10 protein-coding genes are annotated in these 17985 nt (G+C 58.3%); all 10 read right to left on the bottom strand.

Annotation, left to right across the window (positions count from 1 at the left end):
* Nucleotides 1–43: 43 nt before the first annotated feature.
* Nucleotides 44–12907, bottom strand: a complete 12864-nt coding sequence (locus P0H77_RS16530; RefSeq protein WP_276158266.1) for an Ig-like domain-containing protein — start codon at nucleotides 12905–12907, stop codon at nucleotides 44–46.
* A gap of 1348 nt (nucleotides 12908–14255) precedes the next feature.
* Nucleotides 14256–15428, bottom strand: coding sequence for a site-specific integrase (locus tag P0H77_RS16525; protein WP_276158264.1), 1173 nt, complete (start codon nucleotides 15426–15428; stop codon nucleotides 14256–14258).
* The gene (locus tag P0H77_RS16520) at nucleotides 15383–15592 is read right to left on the bottom strand and encodes an excisionase (RefSeq protein WP_276158262.1); all 210 of its coding nucleotides are present in this window, start codon (nucleotides 15590–15592) and stop codon (nucleotides 15383–15385) included. Before P0H77_RS16520 ends, P0H77_RS16525 begins: the two co-directional genes overlap by 46 nt.
* Nucleotides 15582–15875 carry a hypothetical protein gene (locus P0H77_RS16515; RefSeq protein WP_276158260.1) on the bottom strand — a complete coding sequence of 98 codons (294 nt, stop codon included), beginning with the start codon at nucleotides 15873–15875 and terminating at the stop codon, nucleotides 15582–15584. Before P0H77_RS16515 ends, P0H77_RS16520 begins: the two co-directional genes overlap by 11 nt.
* 92 nt (nucleotides 15876–15967) lie before the next feature.
* Nucleotides 15968–16381 (bottom strand): hypothetical protein, encoded by a 414-nt coding sequence (locus P0H77_RS16510; protein WP_276158258.1) that lies wholly within the window; start codon nucleotides 16379–16381, stop codon nucleotides 15968–15970.
* Nucleotides 16378–16599 (bottom strand): hypothetical protein, encoded by a 222-nt coding sequence (locus P0H77_RS16505; protein ID WP_276158256.1) that lies wholly within the window; start codon nucleotides 16597–16599, stop codon nucleotides 16378–16380. The genes P0H77_RS16510 and P0H77_RS16505 overlap by 4 nt, the downstream gene beginning before the upstream one ends.
* Complete coding sequence (locus P0H77_RS16500) at nucleotides 16571–16825, bottom strand: hypothetical protein (protein WP_276158254.1); 255 nt, start codon at nucleotides 16823–16825, stop codon at nucleotides 16571–16573. The genes P0H77_RS16505 and P0H77_RS16500 overlap by 29 nt, the downstream gene beginning before the upstream one ends.
* Nucleotides 16818–17183 (bottom strand): hypothetical protein, encoded by a 366-nt coding sequence (locus tag P0H77_RS16495; protein ID WP_276158253.1) that lies wholly within the window; start codon nucleotides 17181–17183, stop codon nucleotides 16818–16820. Before P0H77_RS16495 ends, P0H77_RS16500 begins: the two co-directional genes overlap by 8 nt.
* 168 nt (nucleotides 17184–17351) lie before the next feature.
* Nucleotides 17352–17540, bottom strand: a complete 189-nt coding sequence (locus tag P0H77_RS16490) for a hypothetical protein (RefSeq protein WP_276158251.1) — start codon at nucleotides 17538–17540, stop codon at nucleotides 17352–17354.
* Entirely contained in the window at nucleotides 17533–17856 is a 324-nt protein-coding gene (locus P0H77_RS16485; protein ID WP_276158250.1) for a hypothetical protein, read from the bottom strand. The genes P0H77_RS16490 and P0H77_RS16485 overlap by 8 nt, the downstream gene beginning before the upstream one ends.
* Between the last annotated feature and the right edge of the window lie 129 nt (nucleotides 17857–17985).

Here is a 17985-nt window from a genome sequence, read left to right as displayed (position 1 = left end):
GCGTGCCACTGCCGCTCAGGGTCGGCTGCGTGTCGTTGGTCTGCTACCCTGAAATCAGGCTGCCAGTGCCTTCCGGCACGTCGTCAGTTACCGCGGCGAGGACGGGGATGGCCGGGGCGGTGGTATCCACCACCACGGTAAACGCGGCGGAGGCCGGGCTGGCGTTACCGGCCACATCCACGGCGACGGCGGTCAGGGCATGAGTGCCTTCGGTCAGCGCGGTAGTCGGCGTGAAGCTCCAGCTCCCGCCAGTGGCGACGGTAGTGCTGCCGATCAGCGTACCATTATCATACAGGTTGATGGTTGCACCCGGCTCGCCGCTGCCGTTCAGCTGCGGACGGGTATCATCGGTACTCTGCCCGCGAGTCAGACTGCCGGTCACGCTGCCGACGTCATCATTGACGGCAGCGATCGTCGGCGCGGCAGGGGCGCGGGTATCCACCGTCAGGCCGAAGCTGGCGGCGGGGCTGACGTTACCCGCGGCATCGGTGGCGGTAACGGTCAGGGTATGCGCGCCGTTTGCCAGCGGCGCAGTTGGGGTAAAGCTCCAGGTGCCATTATTGCCGGCCTGGACGGTGCCAATCAGCGTGCCGTTGTCGAGGATACGAACAGTGCTGTTCGCCTCCGCCGTCCCGCTCAGCGCGGGCCGCGCGTCGTCGGTTCGCTGTCCGCTGGTTAACGGCCCGGTGATGCTGCCGGTATCGTCAATCACCGCGCTGATGACCGGCGTTGCGGGCGCGCAGGTATCTACCGTCAGCGTAAACGGCGTGGAGAGGGCGCTGGTATTGCCCACGCCATCGGTGGCGCTGACCCGCAGACTGTGCGGGCCTGCCGCCAGCGCGGTGTCAGGGGTAAAGGTCCAGCTACCGGTTTCGCCCACCTGCGCGCTGCCGATCGCCGTTCCGTTATCGAAAATCGTCACCGTAGCGCCGATCTCGCCGATGCCGGAAAGCGTCGGACGCGTGTCGTTGGTGCTTTGTCCGCTGGCGAGTTGTCCGGTGACCGGCGCAGTATCGTCAGTCACCAGCGTAATCGCCGGGATCTGCGGCATAACCGTATCCACGACCAGACTGAAGGCGGCAGACGGCTGGCTGACGTTGCCGTCGCCGTCGGTGGCGGTGACGGTCAACACATGCCCGCCGGTGCTCAGCGCGATCTCAGGCGTAAAGCTCCAGACACCGCTGGCGTCCGCCGTCACCGAACCAATCTCGGTTTCTCCGTCAAAGATGCGTACTGTGGAATTGGCCTCGGCGGTGCCATTCAGCGTCGGACGCGGGTCGTTGGTGCTCTGGCCGTCGGTCAAGGCACCGGTGAATTCCGGCACGTCATCGACCACGCTGGTGATGGTCGGCGGCTGCGGCGCGGTGATGTCCGGGGCGTTAACCGTGGCTGCGGGACCCTCGTTCGCTGCGGCATCGGTGGCCGTCGCGCTCAACGGCTCGCCGTTGGTTTGCGGCGTAGTCAGGGTTACGCTAAAGCGACCGTCGTCATCCGCCGTGGCGCTGCCGAGCGGTGCGTTATCCGGTCCGGTCACCGTCACCGTGCTGCCCGCTTCCGCGCTGCCTGACAGGGTGGTGCCGTCTTCAGAGACCAGCAGATCTGACGGCGAGGCTGGCGGCGTCAGATCCGGCGTGGCGACGGTGGCTGCCGGTCCGGTATTGTTTGCCGTATCGGTCGCCGTGGCGCTTAACAGCTCGCCGGTGATCTGCGGCGTGGTCAGTTCGATGCTGAAATTGCCGTTATCGTCCACCAGGCCACTGCCCACATTTTCATTACTGGCGTTAACGATGGTGACGGTGCTGCCCGGCTCAGCGCGCCCGGTGACGACAGCGCCATCCGGGGTGATCGCCAGCTCCAGCGGCGCCACAGGCGCAGTGGTATCTCCTGCGCCGGTGCGGGTAGGCTGGCTGCTGTTGCCCGCCGCATCGGTCGCGATGGCGGTTAACTGCTGGCCGTTAGTCTGCGGCGCGTTAAGCGTGACGCGGAAATTGCCATCCTCGCCTGCGACGGCATTACCGAGCAGCGTGCCTGCGGTACTGGTAATGGCGATACTGCTGCCCGCTTCCGCGCTGCCAGTGACGGTGAGGCCATCGCTGCTGACCGCCAGATCCTCCGGCGCGTCAGGCGCAACGGTATCCACCACGATGGCGAACGGTGCGGAAAGTCCGCTGGTTCCTGCCGCGGTAGTCGCCGTGGCGGTGAACTGGTGCGGTCCCTCTTCCAGCGCTGTTTCCGGCGTGAAGTTCCAGTTGCCATCGGCATCAGCGGTCACGCTGCCCAGCTCAACGCCATTGTTGTACAGCGTAATCTGCGCGTTAGCTTCCGCCGTTCCGCTCAGCAACGGCCGGGTATCGTCCGTGGCCTGGCCTGCGGTCAGATTGCCGGTCAGGGTGCCCGCGTCATCAGTAACGGTGGCGATGGTCGGCGCATCCGGCAGACCGGAGTCGGACCCGGTAAACGCTGTCGGTTCGCCAACGTTGCCCGCGCTGTCCTGAATACGCGCTTCCAGCGGCTGGCTCATGGTCTGCGCCGGGGAGAGGCGCACGACAAAGGTGCCGTCGGTATTTACGGTCCCGCTGCCAATTTGTACGTTGTCGGCGTTAACAATGGTGATTAACGCCCCGGCCTCCGCCGTCCCGCTGACCGTGGTGCCATCCTGTGCCACGGTCGTAATGAACGCAGCCTCCGGCGGGGTGACGTCAATAATGATGGCGATGGCGGCAGACGGCTGGCTGACGTTGCCGACGCTGTCAGTTTCCCGCACGGTGAAGCTATGCTCGCCTTCGGCAAGCGGCGCATCCGGGGTAAAGCGCCACTGTCCGTCGGTGCCCACCGTGACGTTACCCATCTCAATCCCGTTATCAAACAGAACGATCTGGTTGCCCGGCTCGCCGCTGCCGCTCAGGGCAGGGCGGGTGTCATCGGTGCGCTGACCATCCGCCAGCACGCCGGTGATCGGTCCGGTATCATCTGTTACCACCGGCGTAGCGGCCTGCGGCGCGGTGAGATCCACCACAACCGTAAAGGCTGCCGAGGCCGGGCCGGTATTGCCTGCGCTGTCGGTGGCGCTGACGGTAAGATCGTGCGACCCTTCGCCCAGCGCAGTATCCGGGGTAAAGCGCCAGTTGCCGCTGTCATCAGCCTGTACCGCACCAATTTCCGTGCCGTTATCGAAAATGCGTACCGTAGCGCCCGCTTCTGCGGTGCCACTCAGCGCAGGCTGCGCGTCGCGGGTGAGCTGGCCGCTGGTCAACGGTTGTGACGTGCCGGTGGAGTCATCTGTCACACTGGCAATCACCGGCGCGGCCGGAGCGGTAAGGTCGATCACGACGTTAAATACCGGCGACGGCGCGCTGCTGTTGCCCGCGGCGTCGGTAGCGGTGACGGTTAACGGATGGCTGCCGCTGCCCAGAGGGGCATCCGGCGTCAGGCTCCAGATACCGTCATCGTTAACCTGCGCCGACGCGATCTCAATGCCGTCATCGTACAGCCGGACGGTATCGCCCGGTTCGCCGCTGCCGCTCAGCGTCGGGAGCGTGTCGTCGGTGGTCTGGCCGCTGACGAGCGGACCGGTCACGCTGCCGTTATCATCGCTGACGCTGTCAATTAACGGTGTTACAGGTGCGGTCGTATCAATGTTAATGGCAAAGGCCGCCGAGGCCGGTCCGGTGTTGCCGGAGGCGTCGGTCGCCGTTACGGTAAAGTTATGCACGCCCTCCGCCAGCGCCGTTGTCGGCGTAAAGCTCCACTCGCCGTTTTCGTTCACCGGGGCGCTGCCGATGGCGATACCGTTATCAAAGATCTGCACACTGGCGTTTGGTTCAGCGCTGCCGCTGAGTGCCGGACGGGTATCGTCCGTCGTCTGGCCCGCAGTAAGAGGGCCGGTGACGCTGCCGGTATCATCCGTAATGGCGTTCAGGATCGGCGCTTGCGGTCCGCTGAGATCCACTACCAGCGTAAAGCCCGCTGAAAGCGGCCCGCTATTACCTGCCGCGTCGGTTGCCGAGGCGGTGATGAGGTGGGTGCCGTCGGCCAGCGGCTGCGCCGGGGTCAGGGTCCAGTTGCCTGCATCGCTGACCCGCGCGCTGCCAATTGCCGCGCCGTCGCTGTACAGCGTAACGGTTGAGCCCGCTTCGCCGGTGCCGCTGAAGGTCGGCTGGCTATCGTTGGTTGGCTGGCCGCTGGTGACCGGGCCGGTACCAGGGGCGATATCATCGGTGACCGACACTATCAGCGGGGCGGTAGGCGCGGCGGTGTCAATTTGCAGAGTGAAGGCGGCTGACGGCGTGCTGCTATTGCCCGCACTGTCAGTGGCGACCACCGTCAGCGGATGCGTGCCGCTGGCAAGCGGCGCTGGCGGCGTGAAGCTCCAGACGCCGTTAGCGTTTGCCTGCACGCTGCCGATTGCCGTTGCGCCATCATAAACCGTAATGGTTGCGTTCGCTTCGGCGGTCCCGCTGAGCGTCGGCTGCGGATCGTTCGACGGCTGGCCGCTGGTCAGCGGGCCGGTGCCGCCTTCCACATCGTCCACCACCTGACCGATGACAGGCGCATCCGGCGCGACGGTATCGACGATCAGCGTGAACGGCTGAGTTTCATCGCTGGTACCGTTGCCGTTAGTAGCCGTTACGGTAAAGGTTACGCTGTTTTCCCCTTCCGCCAGCGGATCGGTCGGGGTAAAGGTCCAGTTGCCGCTGGCGTCGGCCAGCGCGGTGCCCATTTCTGCGCCGTTGTTATAAATCGTGATGGTCGCACCCGGCTCGCCGGTACCGGTGATGGTCGGTTGCGTGTCGTCGGTGCGCTGACCGTTGCTCAGATCCCCCACCAGCGGGCCCACGTCATCACTGACGGAGACAATAACCGGTACATCCGGGATGCCGGAGTCGGTGGCGGTAAACGGCGCGGCGGGACCGACGTTACCGGCGCTGTCGGTGGCCTGCGCCAGCAGGGATTCCCCGGCGGTCTGGGCCGGAGAGATGCCGATGCTGAAGGTGCCGTCAGGGTTTGCGGTTCCACTTCCCAGCACCACATTGCCGGTGGCGTCAGTAATGGTCACGCGGCTGCCGGCTTCCGCCGTTCCGGTGACGGTGGTGCCCTGCGGGGAGACCGCCAGATCGCCCGGGGCGGCAGGCGGCGTGGTGTCCACCACAACGCGGATCGCAGCGGACGGCTGGCTGGCGTTACCCGCCGCGTCGGTAGCGATAAAGGTCAGCGTATGGGTACCCTCTGCCAGCGGCGTGGCTGGCGTGAAGGTCCATGCGCCATCGGCCTCCACCGGCACCGTACCGAGAACGGTGCTGCCGTCATAGAGCGTAATGGTTGTGCCGGGTTCTCCGCTGCCGGTCAATGTCGGTTGGCTATCATCGGTGCGCGCGCCGTTGGCTATTGCCCCGGTGATGGGGCCGACATCATCCGTTAACCCTGGCAGTACTGGTACAGCAGGCGGCGTCAGATCGACGTTAAAGGTAACGGCGGCGGACGGCGCGCTGGCGTTACCTGCCGCATCGCTGGCGATCGCGGTGATCGCGTGCGGCCCTTCGCCCAGCGGGCTGGCAGGGGTGAAAGTCCATTCTCCCTGTTCATTAACCTGCGCGGTGCCGATTTCCGTGCCGTTATCCAGAATGCTAAGGGTGGTTCCCGCTTCGCCGGAACCGGTAATTACCGGAAGCGTCGCATCGGTGACCTGCGCCTCCAGCAGCGGTCCGTTTATGGGCCCCTGATTATCAATAATCGCGTTGATGACCGGAACCGCAGGTGCCAGCGTATCGACGGTCAGGGTGACCTCCGGCGACGCCGGGCCGACGTTGCCCGCCGGATCGGTAGCGACAACGGTCAGGCTATGCGCGCCCTCCGTCAGCGGCGCGTCGGGGGTAATGCTCCAGCTTCCATCGTTATTTACCGTGGCGCTGCCAATCGCCGTACCGCCGTCATACAGCGTGACGGTTGTGCCCGCTTCGCCGCTGCCGGTGAAGGTGGGCTGCGTATCGTCGGTAGCCTGCCCGCTGGACAGCGTGCCGGTTACCGCGCCCACATCGTCCGTGGCAGAGATAATCGTCGGCACGGCCGGGAAGCCGGAGTTCGTGGCGGTGAAGTTTGCCGCCGGGCCGCTGTTGCCCGCGCTATCCTGCGCGACGGCGGTAAGCGGTTGCCCCGCCGTTTGTGCTGGCGTGATAACAACGGTAAAGCTGCCGTCATCAGCCGCCGTACCGGTGCCGAGCACCGTACCGCCTGCATCAATAATGGTTACCTGACTACCGGCCTCCGCGTTGCCGGTAACGTTAACACCCTCTTCGCCGATCGTCAGGCCGGTCGGTGCGGCAGGCGGCGTGGTGTCCACCACGAAGGTGACAGGCGCGGACGGCTGGCTCACGTTTCCGGCGGGATCGGTGGCGGTAAAGGTCAGGGTATGTTCACCCTCCGCCAGCGCTGTTTCCGGGGTAAAGCTCCATTGTCCATCATCACCAACGACGACCGTACCTGTAACCGTATCGCCGTCATAAATAGTGATAAGAGTGCCTGCTTCGCCGCTGCCGCTCAGGGTCGGGCGCGTATCGTCGGTTGACTGACCGTCCACCAGCGGACCGGTGATGCTGCCAGCATCGTCATTAATAACGGGCAGAGTAGGCGCATCCGGCGCGGTAACGTCGATAATCAGCGTGAAGGCAGGCGAGGCGGCGCTGACGTTACCCGCAGCATCGGCCGCGGTGACGGTAAAGTCATGGTTGCCTTCGCTTAGTGCGGCAGGAGGCGTAAAACTCCAGCGCCCCTCTCCGTCAGCGGTAGTGACGCCCAGTTCAGCGCCGTTATCGTAAATAACAATCTGGCTACCGGCGGCGGCCGTACCGCTCAGCTGTGGTTGCGTGTCATCGGTGGTTTGCCCGCTGCTTAACGCGCCGGTCACTGGGCCTGCGTCGTCAGCGGCAGCGGTAATCGCGGGCACGTCTGGCGCGGCGGTAGTCACTGTAAAGCTGAACGCCGGGGAGGCTGCGCTGACGTTCCCCGCCGTGTCGGTCGCGGTGACGGTGATACTGTGGCCGCCCTCGGCCAGCGGCGCGTCCGGCGTAAAACGCCAGCTGCCGCTGTCATCGGCCTGCACACTGCCAATCTGCACACCGTTATCATAGAAGGTCAGCGTTGCTCCGGGCTCGGTGCTGCCGCCCAGCGTCGGCTGACGATCGTCTGTGGTTTGACCGTTGGCGATGGCGCCGGTAATACTTCCGGCATCATCAATCACTTCGGCAATCACCGGCGCATCCGGGGCGACGGTATCCACCACGATGGTAAAAGGCTGAGACTCGCCGCTGGTGCCGTTGCTGTTGGTTGCGGTAACGGTAAAGGTAAAGGCGTTTTCCCCCTCCGCCAGCGGCTCAGTCGGCGTGTAACGCCAGTTGCCAGCGTCGTCTGCCAGAACGCTATCCACCGCGTCACCGTTGAGATAAACGGTAATTGTCGCGCCCGGCTCACCGGTGCCGCTTAACGTTGGCTGGGTATCATCGGTATGCTGACCGCTGGTCAGATTTCCTCTGATGGTGCCCACATCATCAGAGACCGAGATAATGGTCGGTACATCCGGATAGCCAGAGGTGGAACCGGTAAAGTCCGCCGACGGCCCGCTGTTTCCGGCGCTGTCGCGGGCGGTGGCCAGCAGCGCTTCGCCGTTCGTCTGCGACGGCGCGATATTGACCGAGAAACTGCCGTCGCTGTTGGCGGCGGCCGATCCCAGTACGTTACCACTGGCATCGGTAATGGTGATCAGACTTCCGGCTTCCGCCGACCCGGTAACCGTTGCGCCATCAACGGAAACCGCCAGATCGGTCGGGGCGTCGGGCGCGATCAGGTCAACGGTAATGGTTAACGGCTCTGACGGCTCGCTGATGTTTCCGGCCTGGTCGGTGGCGGTAAAGCGCAGCACATGGTTGCCGTGCGCCAGCGGCGTATCCGGGGTCAAATTCCAGCTACCGTCGCTATCGACCATTGCGGTGCCAATCATCTCGTTGCCGCGCCAGGCGGTGATCATCGTCCCCGCTTCGCCGTTACCGGTCAGCACCGGGCGGGTTTCATCCGTTGGCTGACTGTCCGCCACCGGCCCGGTAATACTCCCGGTATTGTCGTTGATGAGCGGAACGGCTGGCGCGTCAGGCGCAGTAATATCTACGTTGAGGTTAACCGGCGTCGAGGTCGCGCTGGTGTTGCCGGCAGCATCCTGCGCGGTGAGCGTCAACGCGTGCTGGCCTTCGCTCAAATCGCTGTCTGGCGTAAAGCGCCAGCTGCCATCCTCTGCCACCAGCACGCTCCCGATCGGCGTGCCGTTGTCATAAATCGTTATCGTACTGCCCGCTTCACCATTGCCGCTCAGCGTCGGGCGAGGATCGGCAGTGATCGGCGTATCGGTGATAAGTCCCGTATCGTCCGTAATGGCCTCAATAACGGGCGTCGGCGGCGCGAGGGTATCGACGACCAGCGTAAATGCAGCGCCGGGCGGGCTGGTATTATTCGCTGCGTCGGTCGCGGTAACGGTCAGCGCGTGATTGCCGTCGGTCAGCGGGGTAGTGGGTGTAAAGCTCCAGTTGCCGTCCGCGTCTACCTGTGCGGTACCACGCGCCTCGCCGTTATCGTAAACGGTGATGGTTGTACCTGCCTCACCGTTGCCGCTCAGCGTCGGGCGGGCATCATCGGTGGATTGACCGCTGGTGAGGGAGCCGGTCAACGGACCAGTGTCATCCGTTACCGCGGAGATCACCGGCACGTCAGGCGCGGTGGTATCCGGCGCGGTGGTGCTGGCTGTCGGGCTGCTATTGCCGCCCGGATCGGTGGCGATAACATTCAGCGTTTCGCCATTCGTCAGCGGCGGATCTAACGGCAGGGTGAAGCTGCCGTCAGGCCCGGCGGTGACGGTGCCCACCGGCTGACCGTTGCCGTCGGTAACCGTCACGGTGCTGCCTGCTTCAGCATTCCCGGTGAGGGTCGTGCCGTCCTCTGACACGGCCAGATCGTCCGGGGCGGCAGGCGGCGTGATATCCGGAGCGTTTACGCCTGCCGCCGGACCCGCGTTACCCGCGAGGTTGGTTGCCGTGGCGGTGAGCGCTTCGCCATTAACCTGCGGCGGCGTCAGCGTCGCGCTGAACGTGCCGTCCGGGCCTGTAACGGCGGTGCCAATGATGGTGTTGTTGGCGTCGCGGATCGTAATGGTACTTCCGGCTTCGGCATTACCGGTGAGGGTGGCTCCATCTTCAGAGACCGCGAGATCGTCAGGCGCGGCGGGCGGGGTGGTATCCACGATCAGCGTCAGTGGCTGCGAGATGCCGCTGGTGCCGTTACCGTTGGTCGCCGTGAGCGTGAAGGTAAAGGTATTCTCACCCTCCGGCAGGGCGGGCGATGGCGTAAAGCTCCAGTTGCCCGACGCGTCAACGGTAGTGGTGCCGATGGCAGTGCCGTTGCTGTATACCGTAATGGTGGCATCGGGTTCGCCGGTGCCGTTCAGGGTCGGCGTGGTATCGTCAGTCGTCTGGCCGTCGGTCAGATTTCCGGTGACGCTACCCACGTTATCTACCACAGACACCAGCACCGGCACGTCAGGGTAACCCGAGGTTGAACCGGTGAAGGTGGCCGCCGGGCCGTCGTTTCCGGCGGCGTCGCGGGCAGTGGCCGTCAGCGTTTCGCCATCGGTTTGCGCCGGAACAATACCGATGCTGAAGCGGCCATTTTCATCGGCAGTACCGCTGCCGAGGAGGTTGCCGCTGTCATCGCTAATCCTAACCGTACTTCCCGCTTCGGCAGTGCCGGTGACTGTAGTGCCGTCGGTAGACGTAACGAGCTCCGTAGGGGCGGCAGGCGGGGTAATATCCACTACCACATTCAGCGCCGGAGAGGGCTGGCTGACGTTTCCGGCCAGGTCGGTAATCGTGATGGTCAGCGCATGAGCGCCTTCGGCTAACGGTGCAGAAGGCGTGAAGTTCCAGTTGCCGTCATCGGCGATAACCGCCGTGCCCAGCAGCGTGGCGCCGTCATACACGCTGACGGTCGCGCCAGCTTCGCCGCTGCCGCTGAGGACAGGACGGGTTTCATCAGTGGGCTGACCGTCGGTGATCGTACCGGTAAGCGGACCGGACGCATCGGCGGCAACCGGTGCGGCTGGCGCATCTGGCGCGACGGTATCGATAGTGAGCGTCCACGGGGCTGACGCGGCGCTGGTATTGCCTGCCCGATCCGTCGCAGTAATGGTGAAGCTATGATTGCCGTCGCTCAGCGCAGCGGGCGGGGTGAAGGTCCAGCTGCCTGCGGGATCGACCGTCGCCAGGCCAATAACGGTGCCATTATCATACAGCGTGATCGTACTGCCAGGCTCGCCGCGTCCGGCGAAGGTTGGCTGCGTATCATCGCTCACCTGGCCGTTGAGTAGCGGGCCTGTGAGCGGGCCCGCATCATCGGTCAGGCTGGTGAAGACCGGGACGGCAGGCGCTTCGGTATCGATAATCAGGGTAAAAACGCCGGAGGCCGGGCTGACATTGCCATCTGCATCGATAGAGATGACGGTCAGCGCATGGTTGCCGTTGCCAAGCGGTGTCCCTGGCGTAAAGCGCCAGCGTCCGTCGTTGTCGATGGTGACGGAGCCGATTTCAGTTCCGTTATCATACACGGTCAGGGTGGCACCGGGCGTACCGCTACCGCTGAGGGTCGGCGTGGTATCGTCGGTGCGCTGACCATTGCTCAGTGCACCGGTAATCGGCCCCGCATCGTCAATCGCCAGATCGATGACCGGCGTGCCTGCGGGAGCGTTGTCCGGCACAGTCACGGTGGCAACTGGCCCACTGTTACCGGCCGGATCGGTCGCCACCACCGTGAGGGTTTCACCGCCGGTGCGTGGCGGATCCAGCGGAAGGGTAAAACTGCCATCCTCGCCTGCCACCACGCTACCCAGCGACTGACCGTTGCCGTCGGTGACGGTGACGGTGCTCCCCGCTTCGGCATTCCCGGTTAACACAGTGCCACCGTCGGAGATGTCCAGCCCGTCCGGCGCGGCAGGCGCAGTGAGGTCGACATTCAGCGTGAAGGCGGCAGACAAGCCGCTGGTCCCGTTGGCATTGGTGGCTGTCGCGGTAAAGCGATGCTCGCCTTCACCCAGCGGCGTGGTGGGCGTGAAGCTCCAGTTACCGCTGGCATCAACCAGGGTGGTACCGATAATCACATCATCGCTGTACAGCGTAATGGTGGCTCCGGCCTCTCCGCTACCGCTCAGCGTCGGTGTGGCGTCATCGGTGCTCTGACCGCTGCTAAGATTACCCGCGAGCGCACCCGCGTCGTCCAGCGCCGAGAGGATGACAGGTACATCAGGATAGAGAGACGTTGAGCCGCTGAAATCGGCCGTCGGGCCAGTATTCCCCGCGACATCGCGGGCCACCGCCGTCAGGGCTTCGCCGTTAGTTTGCGCTGGTGCAATACCAATACTGAAATGACCGTCGGCGTCGGCGGTGCCGCTACCAAGCACGTTGCCACTGGCATCAGTAATGGTGACCGTGCTTCCGGCCTCGGCGCTACCGGTGACGGTAGTGCCGTCTATGGACGTAGTGAGATCGGTCGGCGCGGACGGAGGAGTGGTATCCACGATTAATGTAAACGGCGCTGAGAACGTCCCCGTATTGCTGAAAGAGACCGTCAGAATATGCGTGCCTTCAGAGAGCGGGGTGGCAGGCGTAAAGCGCCATGCGCCGCTGGCATCCACCAACGTGCTGCCGATAGCGGTGCCGTTATCGTAAACGGTGATGGTAGCGCCTGGCTGACCGCCGCCATTCAGGGTAGGGCAGGTATCGTCGGTGAGCTGACCGTTGCTCAATTGACCTGTAACAGCGCCCGCATCATCCAGCACGCTATCAAACGTACCGGCGTCGGATGAGGTCAGATCCGGCGCGATGACCGTCGCTGACGGGCTAACATTGCCCGCTGCATCGGTGGCGCTGACGTTAAGCGTTTCACCGTGATTTTGCGCGGGATTAAGGGCCAGCTGAAAATGTCCATCAGCGCCAGCCACCGCCGTGCCTATAAGGTTTCCGCTGGCATCGGTCACCTTCACCGTACTTCCGGGCTCCGCCGTGCCGGTCAGCGTGGCACCGTCATCAACGATCAACAGATTGGCAGGCGCATCTGGCGCAGTGAGGTCGGGAGTATCTACGCTGGCGGAAGGGCCGGTATTGCCCGCAGGATCGGTTGCCACCACCTCGACAGGTTTACCCTCCGTCTGCGGCGTATCAAGATCGATGGTGAAGTTACCATCGCTACCCGTCGTGCCGGATCCAATAATATTGCCATTAGCATCGGTCACGGTAATCGTGCTGCCAGGTTCAGCGCTGCCGGTAAGCGTTTTGCCATCTTCACTGATGATCAGGTTTCCGGGGGCATCAGGCGGGGTATTATCTTCGCCAGTTTCGTTACCTGGAGGCGGCGTGGTATTGTGCTCGTCGTCATCGTGACCGCTTCCTCCGCTGGAAGCAGCGACGGCAGCCAGACCACCGCCGCCTAACAACCCACCCAACACCCACGGCCACACCGGAGCCGCGCCGTCAGAGGCCGCTGCGCCTGCGCCAGCAGTCGCTAATAAATCGTCAATGCTGGCAATATGGACAAAATTAAGCCCGGCGGCTGAAGGATCTTCTACCCACCACAAAGCCCCCTGACTGTCTTCAAGCACCAGCAAACTTTTGGTTTCGCCTTCAGCAAGATAAAAGTTTTTAATGGCGACGGTTTCACCCGAGCGAAGATGAACAATCAAATCGTTATTGGCGCGGGTAAGGGAGGCGATATCTGCTCGCGCTACCTGAAGTTTTACAATAGCGGGATGGCTTAACGTGACTTCAGAGGCTGTGGTAGACGTTTCTACACCGGTTAAAGCAGAAATGACAGATATCGATACCATTGGTTTTTACTCCCAGCAGATATAGATGAAGCGTTAACTTACGCATCGTTCTGAATTTCAGGTAAAAAGACTCTGCGGCAGAGATTCTATTTAAAAATAGTTTCTCACCGTTATTTATTTGCGTTTTGCTATGAATCCTACTTCCCGAGACGAGAGGTAGTGGTTATATAAAGGTATTAATTTTTGGCCGCCAATGAATGTTTTTCAGCGGCACTCAAATAGGCAATATGCTCCTCACGGCGTTTCTCCCGTATGGCTTATTAATGATATAGCCAGAACTATAAAAATGCGCAAATTAAGGATTCCTACATTAAATTGTAGGTATTGTGATTTATATAAAATTTTGTGATGGGGTTCAAAGAAAATAAATGATGTGGTGGGGTGTAATGGATTGTTTATACATGGTTTTTTTTCTTAAGCCTACTAAAAACGCGGCCCAGACTGTGTAAGCATTAACTTTTTTCGGCTGGTAAACACCATCCAGCGAGGCAGATAAGCTCACTCGTGCAGAGAGTAAAGGACCGAATCGTTTGGTGATAAGGCGTCCTGACTGCCCGGTCAGGCAGGTACCCGGATATTGGTAAGTATTAACTGAAAGGATTCAACATGGAAGGATAAAATAAGTCACTGCCTGGCAATATGATTCATTATCGTATTAGCGCTTATAAGATAAAGACATACAATCAATTATTCCATAGAGTTCGTGATCTGTTCTTTTCCGGAATACCTGTATTATATTCCTTATTCGCTAAATAAAGTGGGCCTCGCGACCGGGCGATAGTAACGGGGATTTATTATTTGTACTTTAATTCTTTTGGTTGACTGTCATGAGGATGATGAAAGCGCATGGAATAAAATCGCTCTTTATAACGTTGTGAGATTTATTCATAGGGTAGTTTGCCTGTCATGCTGAAGGCTTTCGTTCTGACAGTATCTGACATGTCAGGTGGTGACCGAAATCCAGTTATTTTCTCCATACGCGTTCGGTGGTGAAGTGCGGATGGTCAGGGGGCTGAAAGGGGGAGGGTGGCTTACCTGAGCATGAGCTTGTCTGAAACACTGTCAGCTGACAGGCGGCGTCAGCGGTTTGTTGATGACGGGTATGTAGATGACAAAAAAGCCCGCAAGGCTTGCGCCATGCGGGCTTTCGACTTCTATAGATGACTCTGGAATCATCTTCGAAGGATTTTGGTGGAGCTGGCGGGAGTTGAACCCGTGTCCGAAAACAATATAACACATTGAATATAAATAAATTTTCTTTCATAATATTGCTCAAGTGCATTTTACGTGCAGATTACTGTCTCTGTAACGTCCTGATTCTGTCCAACATTTTGCAATATTTACCGTCCTACAGAGCTGCTGTAATGGCAGTTTTACCGTCATATTCAGCAAGGTAAGATCCGTAATGGCGGAACAACATTTCTGGCCCCTTATGGCCCATTTGCCCGGCTAACCAGAACAGGTTAACGCCCATGCTGATATGCCGGGTGGCGAAAGTGTGACGCGTCTGGTACGGATTCCTGTAACGAACACCGGCTTTTTTGAGGGTTGGCACCCAGGCTTTTTTGCGTATTGCGTCGGCGTTCGCCCAGGGCTCTCCCGTTTTTGGATCGCTGAAAATGAACTCGCTTTTCATGAAAGTGAATATCTTCTGGGCTTGCAGTGCAATCAGTGCATCACTGTTCAACTCCACTTTACGGGTACCAGCTTTTGTTTTTGTACCCTTCAGTACACCAACTACGCTGGCCGCCTGAACGTGCGCTGTATTTTCGATAAAGTCGATATCAGACCATCTTAATGCGCACAACTCGGAGCTGCGTAGACCAGTGTTGAATGCGAAGCGGAACAGGTTCTCCCACTCCTGATATTTACAGTGCTGATAAATAGCGCTGGTCTCCGATGGCGCGAATGGATCAACCTCGTAATCGTCGGAGTTCGGACAACTATCGATCACATGGTACCGACTGGCGCTGACCAGCGTGACCGGGTTGATCGTCAATAGTCCATCAGTAACGGCCTCATCGATAGCGCTGCGCAAAAATGAAAGGTTATTCCTGATCGTCTTAAGCTTTGTTTTCCGACTGGCTATCCAATTTTTTAGCACTGCAGGAGTCAGCTCTGAAACATGAAGTTTATGCAGGGCTGACAGTGCCGAAAGGCATTTTTCATAACCACCAATAGTCGACGGCGACAGATTGCGGTTTTCGCAGATTTTCAGATACTCGTCCAGATAGGACTTAATATTTTTGGTTTTCTTCACAACACCGAACAGCGTCAGCTTTTTGGAGTTGGGAAAGTATTTCGGATAGTCGAATGTGCCGCTGACAATTTGATTTTGTATCTCGCCTAGTAGCCGCTCAGCATACTTCACACCGCGCGCGTTCGTTTCCATTTTGGAAAGAGGCTCCCGGCAGAGAACCCCTTTGTATGTGAATGTGATCACCAGGGTATCGCCAGTTTTGTGCTGGCGAATGGTTACTCCTCTTGGGAGAGATAATGATCCTTGTTCTTTCTTGCCCACTTTGAAACCTCCGTTAAGTCAATCCAGCGTTCTTTTACGCCATCGACTTTTAATACATGGACACCCTCCACCCATAACCCTCTTTGTATCCGTTTGTTAACGGCTTCTACTGTTTCCCCGGCGTCACGGCAGTAAGTAGAAAGCGGTACGCAATCAAGACTCATGCCTGCCCTCCCGCCCAAAAGCCTGAGCATTTTCCAGTTCGTTAGCAGCATAAATCAGAGCGTTGTGGTGAGCCTTAAAACCGCCATCAAGTTCGCGCGCAGCTCTTTCACGCAAAATATCGATGGCAGCCTGAAAATCTGTTTGCTGATGGCGACGGGCAAGCAGTTCGCGGTAAGCGTTGGATTGAGGATTATTGCCGTGGGCCATACTTTCCAGATCTTTGTCTGAGAAAGTATTCGAAGATTGCTCAGCGTTCAGCCCGGTATTTTTAACTATGTTCATAGCTAACCTCAGTGTTTCATCAAAACTCATATCAGTTGTTTGGCCGAAAAATACGACCATCAGCAGAAAGCTGCAAAGTATGCAAAAAACTGTCAGAGAAGCCCTTTGGGCTTGATGGCCTGTAGTTCATCAACCTCTTTGACATAGCGGTTATGCATGGATTCCCATTTGTCGTACCAGGTTTGTACATCACGCTTATGTTTCAGGATGCGGCGCAGCCTACGTACGCAACGCTGGTGGGCATGCAAATACTTTTGCGTTGTTTCGCCCTGTTGCCACATCTCAATACCGTTACGCTCGATCCTTTCTTCCGGATGCCGTTGTTTAAAGCCTGACATACCGAATGCCTGGGTAGTCATAAAATAAGCGAGGTAACGGATCGCAGTATCACGGGTGAAGCACTTTTTGATGCGACCATGCCGGGCGGCAACGAATAACGGACCAGCTGGGGTCTCATAGACTCTGATCGCCTGGTCAATTGCAGAATTAGTGCGGTTGTTTTTCATTTTCTATCCTTTAACTTGCTATATCGTTCGTGACTCATTACTGCCCAGTTCTGGCCGCCGTCGCGGGACAACAGCCGCCAGCGCAGATTGACTTTCAGGCTCAGATAGCCTGTCTTGTGCATACGGCGAGGGTGTATTCTCCCGGCCCGGTATTGGCGAAGAATGTTTACCGCCTGTCCATGAACCCATTCAGGAATTCGTATCGCTGTCAGTGCCACCAGCTACCTCCCCAATCCTCAGCTCCATGTCGCGTGCCATTTCGATAAACGTTGCCAGTGAGCAAATGTGTTCATCGTCGAGCAGCCGGCGGTCGCATATCACCCTCCCGTTTTGAATGTGCAGGACTACCCGCCCGGTAAAATCAGGGAGGACATGCAGATCCACGTTCAATACTGGGCGAGGAATCTGCACACCCTGATAGAGCATTGTTTGTTGGTTAGTCATTGACGGTCTCCGCATTTACTGGTTTCTGCTTTTTAACGAACTCAACCAGCTCAGAAATAAGTTCGTCGATTAACTCCTTCCCGCTTTCTGTGAGGAATTCACCGCTGCCATTTACATCAACAGAGCTGCTGTAAATTCCCTTAATAGTTTTTACGCCCTCTACATTTCCATACTCACTGATAGCGAGCCTTTCGAATTTTCGTAATAATCCATCCAGAAGAATCTCTGTTAACTCGACCGTGTTAATTCTTCCTTTATTAATTTTAATAACAAGGCAGTTACTGCCTGTTTTGCGCTGGTGGCGTAATAATGCAGCTTTTAAAATTCGGCGGCGATATGTGTTTATCACATTCTCCATAATCATCTCCCATATGCTTTACGAAGGAAAAGCAGAGCTATGTCCCAGTAGCCTGATGATGCTAATAATTTTGCTGTTTTAAATGCTTGTGGATTAACCATGATTCACCTTAATTTGATTGCAGGAATCCCCAGGATTATTTCTATAATTAAAATGATTAATTTATTTTTAAGCAGGGTTTTTGGACTCTTCCTCAATAAGGTAAGCAGTTACCGGCCTAATGAGATCTGCCAAAAGTGATGCGACGGATTCCACATCTGAGTCGGTCAATTTATGAGGATAGTTCTCAAGCATCCTCGCAACAATCTCAGCCTGGTAAGCCTTAGTTGCCGCTTTTTGCAATGTGATATCAGACATTTTCTGCATCCTTATAACCTGAAGAATAAGCAGCGGATTGAGATATTTTGTTGGTGGCAATTGCAAGTTCCGCTAGGTCACAGATAATGCCTGATAACATAGAAATCTTACTGCTATCAGTTTTCTTCCCGTCAGTTTCGTTAAGAATATTAATACCTAAGATGTTAATCGCTTCCAGCAGGGAGATAGTTTTAGTATCACAGTCAGTAGCGACGCTATTGAAATCGATATCCATGATTGCATCTTTATTGCCAGGGTAGCGATAATCAGGAATATCTACGATTTGAAAGAATTTTTTGGTGGTTGCAGCTTTCATCTTCAAGCCCTCTATTACTTAAGTTTTAATAAGCATGGCTTGAAATGATTCTCTGGTCAACCACTAAAGTGATTTTATTTTTTACTTTGGTTTTAATTTATTGTTTGCTAAGCAAAAAAAAGACCGCCT

The sequence above is a fragment of the Superficieibacter sp. HKU1 genome (assembly GCF_029319185.1).
In the GTDB taxonomy this organism is placed as follows: Bacteria; Pseudomonadota; Gammaproteobacteria; order Enterobacterales; family Enterobacteriaceae; genus Superficieibacter.
This window is presented reverse-complemented; position numbering and strand designations above follow the sequence as displayed.

Coding starts and splice junctions, on each gene's coding strand:
- P0H77_RS16530 (WP_276158266.1), bottom strand. CDS start 12,907: ATGGTATCGATATCTGTCATTTCTGCTTTAACCGGTGTAGAAACGTCT.
- P0H77_RS16520 (WP_276158262.1), bottom strand. CDS start 15,592: ATGAGTCTTGATTGCGTACCGCTTTCTACTTACTGCCGTGACGCCGGG.
- P0H77_RS16515 (WP_276158260.1), bottom strand. CDS start 15,875: ATGAACATAGTTAAAAATACCGGGCTGAACGCTGAGCAATCTTCGAAT.
- P0H77_RS16510 (WP_276158258.1), bottom strand. CDS start 16,381: ATGAAAAACAACCGCACTAATTCTGCAATTGACCAGGCGATCAGAGTC.
- P0H77_RS16500 (WP_276158254.1), bottom strand. CDS start 16,825: ATGACTAACCAACAAACAATGCTCTATCAGGGTGTGCAGATTCCTCGC.
- P0H77_RS16495 (WP_276158253.1), bottom strand. CDS start 17,183: ATGGAGAATGTGATAAACACATATCGCCGCCGAATTTTAAAAGCTGCA.
- P0H77_RS16490 (WP_276158251.1), bottom strand. CDS start 17,540: ATGTCTGATATCACATTGCAAAAAGCGGCAACTAAGGCTTACCAGGCT.
- P0H77_RS16485 (WP_276158250.1), bottom strand. CDS start 17,856: ATGAAAGCTGCAACCACCAAAAAATTCTTTCAAATCGTAGATATTCCT.